The following is a 15758-nucleotide window of genomic DNA, read 5'->3' as shown; positions in this document are numbered from 1 at the left end:
GCTTAGTTGTTTTTTGTCAATTCTAAAAATTGTTCTTCGAGACTTTCTTTTCGCTTAACCAGATGGGATAAGACAATGCCTTTATCAAACAGCAATTTGTTCAAGGTCTTTGCATCCATTTCTTCCTTGAGATAGGCTGTTAGGGTACCGTTATATCCCTCGATTTTACTGAAACTCGCATGTTTTTCAAGAATTGATTTTAAAGCATCAAGATCTTCAGTGGCCAATTCAAAAAAGCCATGACTGGCCAACATACTATCTACGGGGCCAGAATATAATTTTTCGCCTTTTCGAAGTATTACCACATGCGTACAGACCTTTTCAACTTCATCCAATAAATGAGAGGCTAAGAGAATGGTAGTGCCTTGAGCAGCTATTTTTTTGATGATTTCACGTATCTGATGAATTCCTGCTGGATCTAAACCATTGGTCGGTTCATCTAAAATTAGAATTTCAGGGTCGTTCAATAGGGCAGAGGCGATGGCCAATCGCTGCTTCATACCCAAAGAATACGTTTTGAATTTGCTGTCTTTCCGCTCCCAAAGGCCTACCAATTCTAATTTTTCTTGAATTTTATCCTCAGAAACCTCCTTGATTTTGCAGACCAGTTTTAAATTTTTGACTGCAGACATGTAAGGATAGAAGTTAGGGCGCTCAATTATAGCACCAACCTTTTTCAGGGCATCATGGGTAGAAGTGTTGCCATCAAACCAACTAAAATTTCCTGAAGTCCTGTTGACCACATTTAGAATTATGCCCAGGGTAGTGGATTTTCCGCTGCCGTTCGGACCGAGAATCCCGTATACATTTCCTTTTTCAATGGTAAATGAAAGATTCTTTACTGCGGTCAGGTAACCAAATTTTTTGGTTAGGTTGTCAACTGTTAGAATTGTACTCAAAAGAGAAGTGTTTTTTGGTTGATACCAACTAGACGACACTCTTCTCTTTTTGTTACATCAAGTTCCGATTTTGTTTTTGCGGAACTTAAAATCAGTTTTTATTCACACGCACTGTAATTCTTCGATTTGTGATTACAGTTGTAGGCTGAATCATTGATACGGTAACATCCGTACTAGGATTGTCCGTAGTAATGTTTAAATCGGTTTGATCCTGAGTGTTGGTAACGGTATTGGTATAGGTTTGAGAACTCTGATAAATATCTGTCATCACTCCCTTCGCAGTTAATGTCAAGGTTTCCAAATCACCTGGATTGACAGTTCCTACCGTCCAATTTGGATAGGAAAATGAGCCAGTTGTTACGGTAGCGGAAACAAATTCAAGTCCTTCCGGAAGCAGGTCGGTCACCACAAGGTTCGTCACTGGATTATCCCAAAAATTTTGGACAGTAATTGAAAAAATAACATTGGAACCATCCGAGATGTTACTGAGATCGACGTTTTTATTCAAAATAACATCAGGATCACAGTAGTAAACCGCAATTGAATTGGAGTCGTAACTACATGGCCCTCTGGTCACCCTTAAAAAATAATCCCCAGCTGAGGTTGCGGTGTAAGTGGATGAAGTTGCCCCAGGGATTAATAGACCATCCCCGTACCATTGGTAGGCATCAAAACTTTCACCACTTGATATCTCCAATACCGCTCCTGGTAGGCAACTGTTTCCTGTTATTTGGAGATTTATATCTGGTACGGTATCAAATCCGGAATAGTAACCTGCTATTCCCCTTGCTCCATTAAATCCAAAAAATCCGACCGCTATCGGGCCCGTCGATTGTACGCTTACATCACCATTTAGGTTTGGTATGTAAAACGTTTTCCAATCGGTTGTTCCCGCTACCGGAGAAGACGCGGGGAGTGTCACACTTCCTGATCCATCGGTAACGGTTATATTGGCATCTGGGGTATTGGTAGCGGCAGTAATTGTAACACCACCACTTAATGAAATGCCAGCTGCATCTCGAATATTTGGAATATTATCCATGGCATCAGGTAGTAAACAACTAACTGGAGCAACGAAATTTAAGCCTTGTGTATAGGCCTGATTGGAACCACCCATACATTGGTACGCATAAACATCTTTTGAAGTTTCAACATACATATTGGCACCGACGGTATTCGAACTGTAGTTACTGCTGGGAATTTCAAAAAACTCACCTTCATTTAGGGTCGCAATAGCTGCAGCTGAACCGTTGACAAATATTTGGGTATTATTTTCAGTGGCAATTATCAAAGGAAATTCGGTCCATCCGTTTGCGTTCCCGTTACCACGTATAAATACATACTCTTTGCCCAACCTATTTTCAGGAACTGGCTGATCGATACCGGCATCGCGATTTGTTGAACCAACTTGTCTTCCGTAGTTTAGGGAACCATTACTTATTACAATGTCTTTATCTGCTTCGATTGATGCACCAATCCAACCTCTTTCATGGGCTAAGGTAGGTGAAGTTCCGATGTAGGTTTCATAAACGAAAGATTCGTTTGCATCAAGTACTATGGTATGCGTATCCGCTGTAATTCCTGCTCTATCAGTACCAACTCTAAATTCACAATCAGGGTCGTAACCAGATAGCGTTATTGTGGTATTGTCTTCGGTGGCCATTATACCTAATGTATTTGATTTAGATACATGATTCCCAAGGTTTGGAACACCACCCCATTTAAAATTTTGCCCTAAGGCCACTCTACCTTTTGAAGTTAATGAAGCTGCTTGAGAACCTGATCGACCCCTATAATTGACATAAAAATTCTCTCCTCCGACAGATTCAAACCGAAGCCCACTGTTGGTCAATATTACACCAGTATTTGAATCATTGACCAGCGTAACATTATTGTTGCCATTACCGAGATTGTAAACTGCCGGAGCGGTATTTGAAATGGAAAATGAAGTAACGGGCGTTGCACTGGTTCCTTGGTAAACATTAACCGTGAAAGCAGTTGTTTCTGGGGTAGATAGGTATACGGATTGTTGTTGAATTGCGCCATTGTTTTGTCCTTGACGCAAAGGTGGCAGGTAATGTAAATCACTTAATTGGGCATTTGCATAATGAAGACCCAAAAAAAGTACTAGAAACCAAAGTAGTTTCTTACTTAGTTTGTCAATTAGGTTAAGATTCACAATTCAAAATTACCACATGCCTAAAATTTTTGATAAACTATGTTGTAAAATGCTTTAATTCTGTAGTTTAAAAGAAAACACCGATTGATTTTTATTCAATCGGTGCCATTCAAATTATCGGTAAAGGGTGAAGTTGCCAATAAACTCTCGATCATCGGTTTCCCCATTTAGTTTTATGATATACCAATAGTCACCTGATGGTAAGTCATTAAGTTGATACGTACCATCCCATGCATCTTCATTTCCTTTGAACAAGTAGAGACCACGGCCGTATCTATCAAAGATTTTGATAAATAGGTTAGGAAACTGTTCAACATTTCTCGGGCCCCAAGTATCATTTAGTCCATCGCCATCTGGAGTAAAGAAATTTGGTATTTCAATATCAATGAACTCCATAAAGATTTCTTCGGTTACGCTACATCCGTTTCCATCTGTTACAGTTATGGTATAAACCCCAGTGGCCGTAATTTGGAACCTATTGTCATCGGTTGGAGGTTCATCGTTGATTACATAGGTAAATTCAGGAGAACCACCATAAGGCATTGCGGTAATTTGATTGATGTCACTTTCCCTTAAATCTAAGCTCAATGGGTCAAATGATTCAATTTCAAATTCAAAGGTGTTGATACAACCATTGTTATGAACGACCGAAATAAAATGCTCACCGACAGGTACATTTTCAAAGAATGGATCTAATTGCATGGCAGCCACATCGTAGGTGTTTAAACCGAACAATACCTCATTTGCTACACTTGGGTCTATTAGGGCGGCCAGTACAGTATTTTGGGTCGTGCCACTTGAATCACATTCATATGTGACCGTCGCTTCTCCTTCAAGATTGATACCAGGTTGGACTTCAAAAATTTCAGTTATTTCACAACCATTTGCATCTCTAATAAAAACAACATGATTGCCGCTTGCAAGGTTTTCATAGTTGAAAACATCCTGCGCAAAATCTGTATCATTGTTGCTATTTAAGCTAGTAAAATAAGGAGCGGTACCACCTGTAATCTGTAAGGTTATTGAACCGTCTTCACTGCCTACACAAATTTCATTGGTCACGGTTGACTCGGCCATTACTGGTTGGGGTTCAAATATTTCAAATTCAATAACTTCAAAACAACCATTGGCATCTTGAACAATTACGGTGTATGATCCGGGAGAAAGTTCTGTAAAGGTGTTTTGGTCATCAAATTGGTTCAAGTTTGGTGAAATCGCGAATTGGTAATTGCCAGAACCACCTTGTACATCAATTGAGATACGACCATCGTCTTCACCAGCACAACTGATGTTTTCAATATTAGGTATTACCTGTAAAGGAGTAGGTTCTTCGATTCGTACTTCTTCTGATAATACTTCGCAGTCTTCGCTTTGAACCCTTACATAGTAGGTTCCAATTGGTAAATCCGCAAATTCCCCATCCGACTGATTTGGACGGATTTCTGAAGTCATGGCTGCATCTGCAAAAAGTGCATATTGGTAATTGCCTAGACCTCCGCTTGCTGTTGCATCAATCAGAGCTGTACTATCACCATTACAATTAATTATTGCAGCTGAAGTGTCCAATACTACTCCAAGACTTTCTAAAGCTTCTATGGTCACTTCATTCGAAATGATTGAAATACAGTTGAAACTATCCCTAACAAAATAGCTGTAAGCGCCAGGAACAACATTTTGGAAAACGTGGGTGTTTGCACCATTGATTCCATTCATTGAATTGAAATTAATCCCATCAGCACTCCATGTATATGGTGCTGTCCCGCCAGTTGCAGTCAGCAATAATTCAGCTCCTAACGTACAGGTTAAACTCTGATTTGTTACCAATTGGGCTTGTACATCAGTTGGTTCCACAATTTCAATAATTGGGGTTTCAAAAGAACAACCAATGTCGTCCAATGCCGTGATGCTATAAAAACCTGAACCAAGATTATCAAAAACTTGATTTGTCTGCGATGAGGAATTGCTCAATACAATGGTTCCTGTGGCATCGTCGTAAGTATTCAATACATAACGGTAATCAACAGTTATATTTCTCGGGTTTAATGAAATCGATACAGACGCATCGTTATCACCTTCACAAACCAAATCGGTATTTGCGATTGAACCTGTTATTGGGTCCGGTAATAGAAGCTCAAATGCGTTTGCAAAGGTTTCAGAGCAACCTAAATTGTCGATTACTGTAATTGTATATTGCCCTGCGGTCAACGAATTGAACATATGACCGTTCACATTTGAAATAGCCGTGGTTGTCCCTGTTCCTAAATGGGTCAGGTTAATTACATATGGTCCCTCTCCACCTAGCGGATTTACCAAAGCGGTACCCTGGTCATTTGAACAACCAACTTCTGTTAACTGAATTGGGTTCAAGGTAATTGGTGCCGTTGGTGTAGTAATGGAGAACGAACGTATTTGACTACATTCTGGGAATGCATCTTGAGTTACTTCAACCAAGTATTCACCTGCAGGCACAGCAATTGCCGAAGTTGGTCCCATAGTAGCAGAATTTCCTGTTAAAACTGCTGGGCCATCATCTGTTCTGTCAGTTGGGGTTCCGTTGGTATTGAAAATACTCCAATTGAATCCTGCCGAGTAAGTCGCATCAGAAATCGATAACCTTATACTTCCATCGTCTCCAAAACAGACTGCGTCAGCAAGCTTTTCAATAGTAACATCAAACGTATTCGGCTCTTCCACCACATGGTTTATGGTCAGTTCACATCCAGTATTTACATTTCTTATACCAAACGCATGGTTACCCGAAGGCAAATCCAAAAATTGATTTGAACTTTGGTATACCGTAGCTGGTAATAATCTGAATTCGTAATTCGCAGGATTCGAAGCAAAAGTACTTAGTCTTCCAGTAACATTGATACTAATATCTTCGCCTCCATTGGTACAACTCATTGAATCGTCAATTACGACCACTGCATTCTGCAATTCATCATAAGCGGGTATTGAGACTACTGTCTGTGCGGAACAACCTTCATCATCGAACACAAGAACACGAACATCTATCTGATTAAAATCTGTGTGGATATAAGTAGCATTATTACCTGTTTGCAGTACCGCATTAGTGGTATTATCAGTAAACTCATAGCGTACATATGTGCCACTACCTCCCGCAATACTTGAGGTATTAATACTTATTGTAGCGTTGTCGGTAACATTTGCTGCAGAACAGCCAAATGCGTTTACAGTTGGGGTATCGAAAGTAATTGGATTCGGTTCGCCAACAACAATTCCACTAACAATAGTCGTACATCCATTTTGTCCTGTAGCAGTGACTTCGTAAGTTCCTTGTGGCAGGTTTTCAAAACTATTTGTTGTTGTATTGAAGATATGACCTGAATCAATAGTAAAAGTCAAAGGGCTTACACCATTGTTTACCTCATTTACGGCTATAATACCATCAGAAGCGCCACTGCAACTAACATCTTGAACGCTATACGTGAAATTTGGCTCGACCGGAGCTTCAATTTCAATTGTAAAGTTTAAAGGGGAACAACTTGGCGTTCCTGTATCATAAACAGAGACGGTATATGTACCAGGTACCATAGTGACTGCTGGCGAAGTGCCGTCCCATACAAAAGTATTTGAAGGATTTGGAATTGCAGTTCGAGCCTGACCCACAGGGCCGGAGACTTCAAATTCAAATGGACCATATCCGTCAAAAGCTGTTATGGTAATTTCAGCGTTGGAGTTACAATCCAACAATTTTGTTACTTGGGCGGTTGCCTGATACTTTGGTAAAATTTCGAAGGACTCAGAATTGCCACAACCATTAACGTCTTGTATTGATATGCTTTGCGTGCTGGTTGAAGAACTCAATCCACTAACGGTTCCTACACCCCCTGTAAATGAAATAGTCTGGGGTGCCCCGCCGTTCACACTTAGGTTGTAAGTTGCGTTGTCAGGAGTAGTCAAGTTAACACTTACTTCGTAGCTACCATTTGCAACGCAATAATCGACTACATTAATAGTGTCAATTTCGGGCGCAGTATCAAAACCAACAGTGATAGCATCCTGTCGAATACAATCGTAGGCATCCTTAACGTATACTATGTAATTTCCAGCGGCAACGTTCGCTGTATTACTTGATACCCAGCCCGCTGATGTAGCAGTCGGAGCAGCTAAGGCTGCATCCAAAAATTGGAACTCATATGGAGCTACCCCTGCATTCGCTATGGCATTAATCGTACCTAGTTCATTACAGTTTTCGTTTTTGGTTGAGTTTGTGGTTACTGATAGTGGGGTAGGAGCCTGAGCGATTACAAAATCATCAGAAGCAACAACACAATTGCTATTCACTCCATCCATTTCAGTAAATAAGATGTAAAACTCTCCTGGCGAAAGACTACCACTAATTTCTGTTTGAGGACCACTGCCTGAAATATTCCCACTAATACCTGTAGTGGTATTGGTAATTGCTGTAAATATTTCAAAATTAACATTGCTCGCACTGTAATTATCAATTGTAAATTCAACTATACCATCTGCACTACCATTACAAGTGATTGGTGTTATGTTGTCAATAGTGGATGTCAATGTTGACGTTGTAGAAACAGGTACAGTAGCCTCTTGCGTATATTCACACATAGAGTTTGCGTCATAAACAATGAAGGTATAGGTTACACCTGGTGTTAGACCCGTAAAATTATGACTATTGGCTGGTGCGGGTAATGGATCTGAAGCAAACCAATCAGGATCCGTAGCACTATAAGGGGCGGCCGGATATATTGCAAAGAAGAACGGGCCACTACTTAGAGTTCCGCTAGATGTGTTCGCAACTACTAACATTTCGCCACTACCAGGGGTACAACCCGATGTACCAGAGGTCGTAATCAAAACATTAGGGGCAGTTGCAATAACAATCTGTTCGATAAACTGGCAATTGTTACTATCCGTGATGGTAAGGGTGTAATCACCAAAATCGAGCCCGGTAAATGTATGATCGTTAGTTCCTGTTGAGGTGTCATATGTACTATTAACACTAAAGTCGTTATTGTTTATTTGATAGATGTAATCGGCAGTTCCGCCCGAAGCATCAATAGTTATGGTTCCCAATTCAGTACCTGATAGACCACAAACAATGTCAGTTTTAGTACTATTAGATACTATTGCCAATGGCTCATTAATTGTGGTATTAGCTGTGATTGAACAACTTTTCCCATCTGTAACGGTAATAGTATAGTTACCAGCCGCTAGTCCTGTGGTTTGGGTTCCATAATCGAAACCAGAGGTAGTATTCAAGACATTGATGTTGTAAGGTGCCAACCCAATTGAAGTATCAATATCGATTACCAAAGACCCGGAGTCATCACCATTACACTTCAAATGTGTTGGTGTAACACTATTGATTACAGGAGTTGCGGGAACTGTGACCTCTACACTACCTGTAATAAATTCACAAGCAGTAGGTACGGTCGTATCCGTAACTCTAAAGTAATAGGTGCCGGCAGTAGCTGTAGCAAAAGAATTGCCGGTGAATCCCGTTGTATTCCAAGGTCCAGTATTGTTATTGGACCATTCATAACTAAATGTTCCAGAACCTCCGGTTGCATCGACATTGATAATGGCATCCGCCGCACAGGTCAAGTCAGATTGTAGCGCAGCATTGGCCGTTAATTGTGAGCTAATATTAACGATTTCAGAAATAGGCCCACAACCATAGGCATCTTCAACTTCAATGGTATAGGTGCCATTTGCCAAACTGTTAAACGTAAAATTATTTGAAGTTGCTGGAGTAGGGGTCAACCATGCTCCACCATTGATTCTGAAGGTATATCCTCCGTTACCGCTTGTAACTGTTACTGCGATTGATGCATTATTTGAACCATCATAGCAAGCGGTTGCAGTTGAACTAAACGCAATGGTCTGCGGTGGACTTACAGAAACAACTGTGGAAGAAAGCAATTCACAAGTATTGTTATCACGCACCCTGACTTGATAATCCCCATCCGACACATTATTAAATATTGGACTGGTTTGGTAAGCTGTGAAAATAACACCAGCGGTGGTCTCAAGTTGATACTCATAACCTGGTGTTCCACCTGTCGCAGAAGCTTCAAGGGTTGCCCCACTGTTAAGACAAGTAAAATCTGATGTTTGACTCAAACTAACAGCTAAGGCACTCGGTTCGGTCAATGTCGCAGAGAAATTTGCCATACAGGAGTTATCGTTCACTTTTCTAATCTGGATGTTGTATGTTCCATCACCCAAATTCGAAGGGGTAACTACTGGTGAGCTCAATTCGGTCGTCCAAGTTGTTCCGCCATCCAACGAATATTCAAAACCTAAAACAGAATCAAAGTTTGTTACCTCAAATCGAATAGAACCGTCAGAAATACCATTACAACTAGGGTCTGTTGTACCTAGGAGTTGGGCAGCAAATGCTTGGTTTGGTTCAATTACAACTGTTATGTCTTGAGTTTTTTCACAAACTTCAGGAAGTTGAACTGCTTGAATGTCGTCAAGAACCAAATCATTTCCATCGTTACTGTTGACATTGCTTCTAAAGACAATATCGATGTCGGAATTTGTACCAGGGTTAAAAGTTATTGTTCGCTCGTGCCAATCCGTATCACCAGAATTTTTTGGAATTTCTGGGGCTACTTCACTATGAATAAGCGTACCCGAGTTGTCGAAGATTTCAATAAGAACTTCAGGGTTATTGCCAGCACCGGAAACATCCATTAAGTTAAAAGCAAAAAAGCTTAACGTGATGTCTCGGTTAGGGAGTACCGCAATATTTTCTTTAGTCCACAGCACCGAGTTTAAAACAGGTGAACCAGTATCTGAGAACGTACTTACGTCAATAGCTAAAAACCTACCATCTGTGAGCCCACTATGATCTTGAGGACTGGTCCAAAAAGGAACAGGATTCGTTACAAAATTGGTAACGGTATATTCTCCATTCACCAAAATTCCAGCGGGTCCTCTATTACAAGAGGTCAATGAATAATCTTGTGGTTCATAGCAGTAATCAGGTCCAATTTCAGCAATTTGAGTAGTGGGTCCAGCCCCAAAGTTTTCTAAGAACAGGGTACTTTGGTCTGGTGCTATTGCAGAGGAATATCCTACTGTGATTGTGTGTGTACCATCAGCAACATTGGTAAATACATTATTATCAGCTGGACTATTCAAGGTACCGTTAAGACTATATGAATATGAAAAATCTGTGCTATTTGTAGTGTTGACAGTAATGGTTCCAAGTCCATCGCAGGCATAGTCTATAGTAGTACTTAGATTAGGGTCAGGAGCTATTGTCGGAACAGTCAAATCCATCGTATAGCTGCATCCCAAATTATCTCGAACTAAAAGGGTGTAATTTCCGGGTAATAGATTCCTTGAATTAGTAACCCCAAAACTACTTCCCCCATCAAAACTGTACTCGTATGGTGCTTGTCCACCAGTAGCATTTAGAATGTTAACCAATGCACCATTTGGATTACATGAAGCGTCTTCAACAATAGCTGCAGCAGCAGTTAATCTAAAAGGTTGATCAATTTCATAACTGACATTTTCAACGCAATTGGCACTGCCGTTGCCACTCGAATCCATCACGGTAATTTCATATATACCTGCGGATAAGTTGGTGAAATTATTTGCTAATTGATAGGTCGTTCCGCCATCAAGACTATATTGATAAGGTGCTGTTCCACCAGATACTGAAACGGTCAAAGTCGAGGTTGCAGAATCAGCGCATACGATTTGTGTATGGCTTCCTGAAATCGAAATGGAACCCAAATCTTGAATAGACACCGTATTTGAGATTGCATGGCAACCACTGCCGTCAAAAACAATAAACTCGTAAGCTCCATCTTCATTGGGGAAATAGGTTTCTGGTGTACCACGATATCCGAATAGAAAAGTCGGGTCGGTCTGTAATGCGGAGTTGGGTACTGATGAAACATCCGCATAAAGGTCAACGCCATCTTTACTCCAAATTGCTATTTGATAATCAGGATTAGGAGTACCACCAATGGCCGTTAGATTAATTATACCAGCCGTACAGGTTATATTTTGGGTGGTCACCGCAGTGAGTTCCAATTCTGGAATTTCTCCAATGGTTATTGGTTGAAAATCACTACAACCATCAACCGTTGTGGTATATACTAAATAATCACCTGGATTGACATTGGTAAAGGTATGTGTGTTATCAGTTGAGTTTAATTCATTGTCAACCAATGTGCCCAGTCCTCGATTGCTACCATCGTCTAGTCGCAGTTCGAAATTGTAATTCGGTAAAACATTTAAGGCTTGAATAGTAACAGATCCCAGTTGGTTACAATCGGCCGGAATCGTCGATAAATTCACTTGAAAATCCCTGTCTAGAATTCCAATGTCTTCTGTTTCAAAAATACAGGCACCTACTATGGGGTCATTTGTAGTTGGGTTTAATTGTGTTACTTGAACTTTGTAGGTTCCAGCAGTTGTTATATCAAAGCTTTGGCCATTATTCGCAGAAAAAGGAACTACAATTGTATTGTTAGAAGCATCTACAAGTTGATAACCATATCCTGAACCGATATTAGTGATTCTAATATTGCCAGGGGTATTACATAGAATGTCTTCAGCGTTGTGTTGAATGTCAAGGTTGTTTTCAAAAACATTGAAATAAAAACGACTGAAACATCCATTTAAATAATTTATAACCACTCTATATTCTCCTGCTTCTGTCAGGGTATAGTTGTTTTGGGTTGCTAAATCCGTCCAAGAGCAGGTTGCATTTTTATTTGCGCAATCATCACCATTTGCAGAACAGCTGGCTTCATCCAATTGCTGCCATACGATGCTTTGAGCATCAGTAATTCCCAATTGAATTAGGGCAGAGTCGTTATCACCACAGAGAAAGATTTTTGGCAATAGGTCACCATCAATGGAACAAGTAACAATTTCACCTTGCAAGTCATTGGTTGGATCACTATCCGAATTTACTTGATTGAAATAATCGATTACGGGATTAGTCTGGGTTGTACCGAATCTTTCTACAGTTATCAATTCAATCAAACTTGGACATCCGTTTGTATCAGTCTTTTCTACTATGTAATTTCCGATATTGGTAACTACTAATGTGCTTGGGTCGTTATCTGGGTCTCCATCGTTTAAAATCGTATCTGTAACATCAATTTGTCCATTGTTGTTTAAGTCTAGTGCCCAAGTATAGGTACTGAACCCTGATCCCGCTGTTAAAATTGCATCATCACCACATAGTTGTACAGTTCGCGCTTGATTACAATTACCAAGGTCATCAAGAATTGTGTTTCGCGCTATCTCTGAAGAATCAGCACAAGGAATAGGACTTGTGGTACCAAGTTCATCACTGAAAACTGTTGTATTTATTACGCCCTGATAGGTTGAAAATGCTTGATTTTCCAATTCTGAAGAACATGCGTTTACGAAATCAGAGCAATTGGCCGAAATACTTACTTCAATTCGAATACTATATACTGGGTCACCGACTTCAACCAATCCATCAGGAATTTGGAAGGTAATCGTTTGTGTATTGCTGTCATAAGTGTGGGTCACACCTAGCGCATCTGAAACGTCTACATTATTGAGTGTGACATTGTTCGGTAAGACATCTCGAATGACATAATTTGTTGCATCATCATCACCGGTGTTTTGGAATCTTAAAACATACTCAAACGTTTGTCCTAAGTTTACACCTTGGCCATTGATATCGTTTCCTCCTAAATCTTCTGAAGTGTTGTTAAGATTAATAATTGGCGCAAAAACTTGAGTATATGAAGCGGCATCAACAGTACCATCATTTGTATCAACAACTGGAGTTCCAACTCCAAAAACGCCATCATCACCTCCATCTGCATTGTCGTCTTTATAGTATTCATTCGCATCACTACAACCGTCATTATCGCTATCCAAATCCAGTGAATCAGGAAGACCATCGGCATCCGTATCACAACCCGCTGTTAAAAGCACACCTCTCATATTCGTTGGACCAACAACATTTTGGCCAATAGTAACGGTATTGTTTCCTGAAGCATTCCAATTAACGGTGTTGGCTGGAGTGTCTAAATACATAGGTTCTAATGGACCGTTGGAATATCGAACACCAAATAGTTCAAATTGTCCGGTCTGGTCAACGATCACTCGCAGCATTGGGCTGCCGTTGCTTCCCGAAACGGTCCAAATGTTTGGGTTTCCACCTTCACCGAAGGTGGTTCCATCGGCAAATCTTGCAAAATTACCAGCTGCTCCCAATTGAAATTGAATTTCACCAGCAACATCATTACCGTTTATGTTGAAATTGAATGAGTTATCTAAACTAAAAACGTCGAATACAAGATAATTGTCGACTGTCATTAAGGCGCCAGTATGTGAATTCCCGTTTGCTATGTTGAATAGGAGGGTGTCACATTCATCTTCATCATAAATCCCATCATTATCATCGTCAAGATCTACAATATCACGCACGCCATCATTATCAAAATCGTTATGTACAACAATACTGGCTGAAGGTTCATCTGGTGTTAGGTTGGTATCCGTTTGGTCTTGGGTGTTGTAGACAGTATTCGTTAAATTTAAAAGTGGTAGTGTAGCTATTTCATCACCCCTAACTTCAAGTTCAAGTGTTGCAGTTTCTCCACCATTTAGCGTGCCAATATTCCAAACATTACCACTAAAGCTACCAGTAATTGTAAATGAGTTGACCAAGGTTAGGCCCGCAGGTATATCATCGGTTATTTGAAGATTTGTCAATGGTCCGATTCCATTGTTTCGAACCCTGATTCTAAAAGTGGCGGTTTCACCTTCCATTATCTCTGGGGTATCCACCGTTTTTTCTACATGTATGTCAGGGTCACAATAAAGTGCCTGAATAGCATTACTGTCATATGTACATGGTCCTTTTGTGCCTCTTAAAAAGAATTCACCTGCACCAGAAGGGGCGTAACTAGGTCCGTTAGCTCCTGGAATTGGTTGGCCATTTTCAAACCATTGAAATGCGTCAAAGTTGCTATTGGTTGCCTCATAAAGTTCAGACCCAACAAAACAACCACTGCCGCCCCTGATTTCAAGTGTTACTTCCGGTAGCGTATCGAATCCTGAAAAATATCCTGCAACACCTCTAGCTCCGTTAAATCCAAAAAATCCAACAGCCATGGGGCCGGTGGATTGAACACTGACATTGCCATTAAGGTTTGGTACATAAAAGGTTTTCCAGTCTGTCGAGCCGGCAACAGGGTTTGAAGCTGGCAATGTTACAGGGCCATTACCATCGGTTACCACAATATTGGCATCTGGTGTATTTGCCGCCGCAATAATGGTCATACCTCCAGTCACTGTTGTTCCTGCCATGTTTCTGATATCAGGAATATTGTCCATAACATCAGGAAGTAAACAATTTACAGGGGCAACAAAGTTTAGTCCTTGTGTGTATACCTGACTTGCACCAGCCATACATTGGTAGGCGTAAACATCTTTAGTGGTTTGTACCAGCATGTTAGCCCCAACTGTGTTTGAAGAATAATTGCTGCTTGGTATTTCAAAGTATTCGCCGTCATCAATAGTTGCAATTGGCGTAGCACTGCCATTCACATAGATTTCAGTATCGTCTGAGGTTGCAATTATAAGTGGGAATTCCGTCCAACCATTGGTGTTACCATTACCACGAATAAAAACGTATTCTTTTCCTAACCTGTTTTCTGGTACCGGTTGGTCAATTCCTGCATCACGGTTACTTGCACCAACTTGTCGACCAAAGTTTATAGAACCGTTGCTTATTACGATATCCTTATCCGATTGAATGGTTGCACCGATCCAACCATCTTCGTGGGCTTGGGTCGGAGCGGTTCCGATGTAGGTTTCAAAAACAAATGATTCGTTGGCATCAAGGGTTATTGTATAGGTGTCAGCCGTTATACCAGCCCTATTGCTGCCTACTCTGAATTCACAATTAGGATCATATCCAAAAAGATTTACAGTAGTATTGTCTTCAGTCGCCATGATTCCCAAGGTATTCGACTTTGAATTATGAGCTCCGCGATTGGGAACACCACCCCATTTAAAATCCGTACCCATTGCCTGTCTACCTTTGGCAGTTAGCGAGGCGGCCTGAGCACTGGAATTTCCACGATAATTGACATAAAACCGATTTCCGCTTGGCGATTCAAACCTCAGACCACTGTTTTGCAAAACGATACCAGTATTTGCATTGTTTACCAAGGTTATGTTGTTGTCACCGTCCGCAAGTGTCCAAACTGCTGGATTGGTGTTGGAAATATTGAACGATTGATATACGTTGGGGTCTGTTCCTAAATAGACATTAACTGTGAATGTACTTGGCTCAGGAGTCGATAAATAAATTGCTTGATCACGTATACCAGCATTATTCTGTCCTTGCTTTAATGGAGGTAGGTAGTGCAGGTCACTTAGCTGCCCCTGAATGAATTGGCAGCTAACCATTAAAAACAAAATAATAATTGACCTTAACGTAGGTTTTTTAGCTTCAAAGAAGTAGTGCATGATTTGGGAATCATAGTTTTCAAGACGAAAAAAAAGAGAATTTTGCACTTTGACAGATAATTGTTGCCATTTGCCCAGATTAGTATGTTAAAATGCGAGGAAGTGATGTTCAAAAAAATACGATTGCCTGCATTTTTTGCACTGACCATTAATGACTTCAAAAGTCAGGGCATGCACAATGGACTATATTTGTT

General features: G+C 40.5%; 3 protein-coding genes. All 3 read right to left on the bottom strand.

What is annotated here, in order from left to right:
- Nucleotides 1-2: 2 nt before the first annotated feature.
- Entirely contained in the window at nt 3-899 is an 897-nt protein-coding gene (locus tag HCU67_RS13305; protein ID WP_168553089.1) for an ABC transporter ATP-binding protein, read from the bottom strand.
- A 91-nt stretch (nt 900-990) separates the two neighbouring features.
- The gene (locus tag HCU67_RS13300; protein WP_345890714.1) at nt 991-3078 is read right to left on the bottom strand and encodes a DUF11 domain-containing protein; all 2088 of its coding nucleotides are present in this window, start codon (nt 3076-3078) and stop codon (nt 991-993) included.
- 114 nt (nt 3079-3192) lie between these two features.
- The gene (locus tag HCU67_RS13295) at nt 3193-15564 is read right to left on the bottom strand and encodes a T9SS type B sorting domain-containing protein (RefSeq protein ID WP_168553088.1); all 12372 of its coding nucleotides are present in this window, start codon (nt 15562-15564) and stop codon (nt 3193-3195) included.
- Nucleotides 15565-15758: the final 194 nt, after the last annotated feature.

The sequence above is a fragment of the Croceivirga thetidis genome (genome assembly GCF_012272815.1).
In the GTDB taxonomy this organism is placed as follows: Bacteria; Bacteroidota; Bacteroidia; order Flavobacteriales; family Flavobacteriaceae; genus Croceivirga; species Croceivirga thetidis.
Note: the sequence above shows the minus strand (reverse complement) of the source record. Positions and strands in the feature narration are given on the sequence as shown.

Coding starts and splice junctions, on each gene's coding strand:
- HCU67_RS13295 (WP_168553088.1), bottom strand. CDS start 15,564: ATGCACTACTTCTTTGAAGCTAAAAAACCTACGTTAAGGTCAATTATT.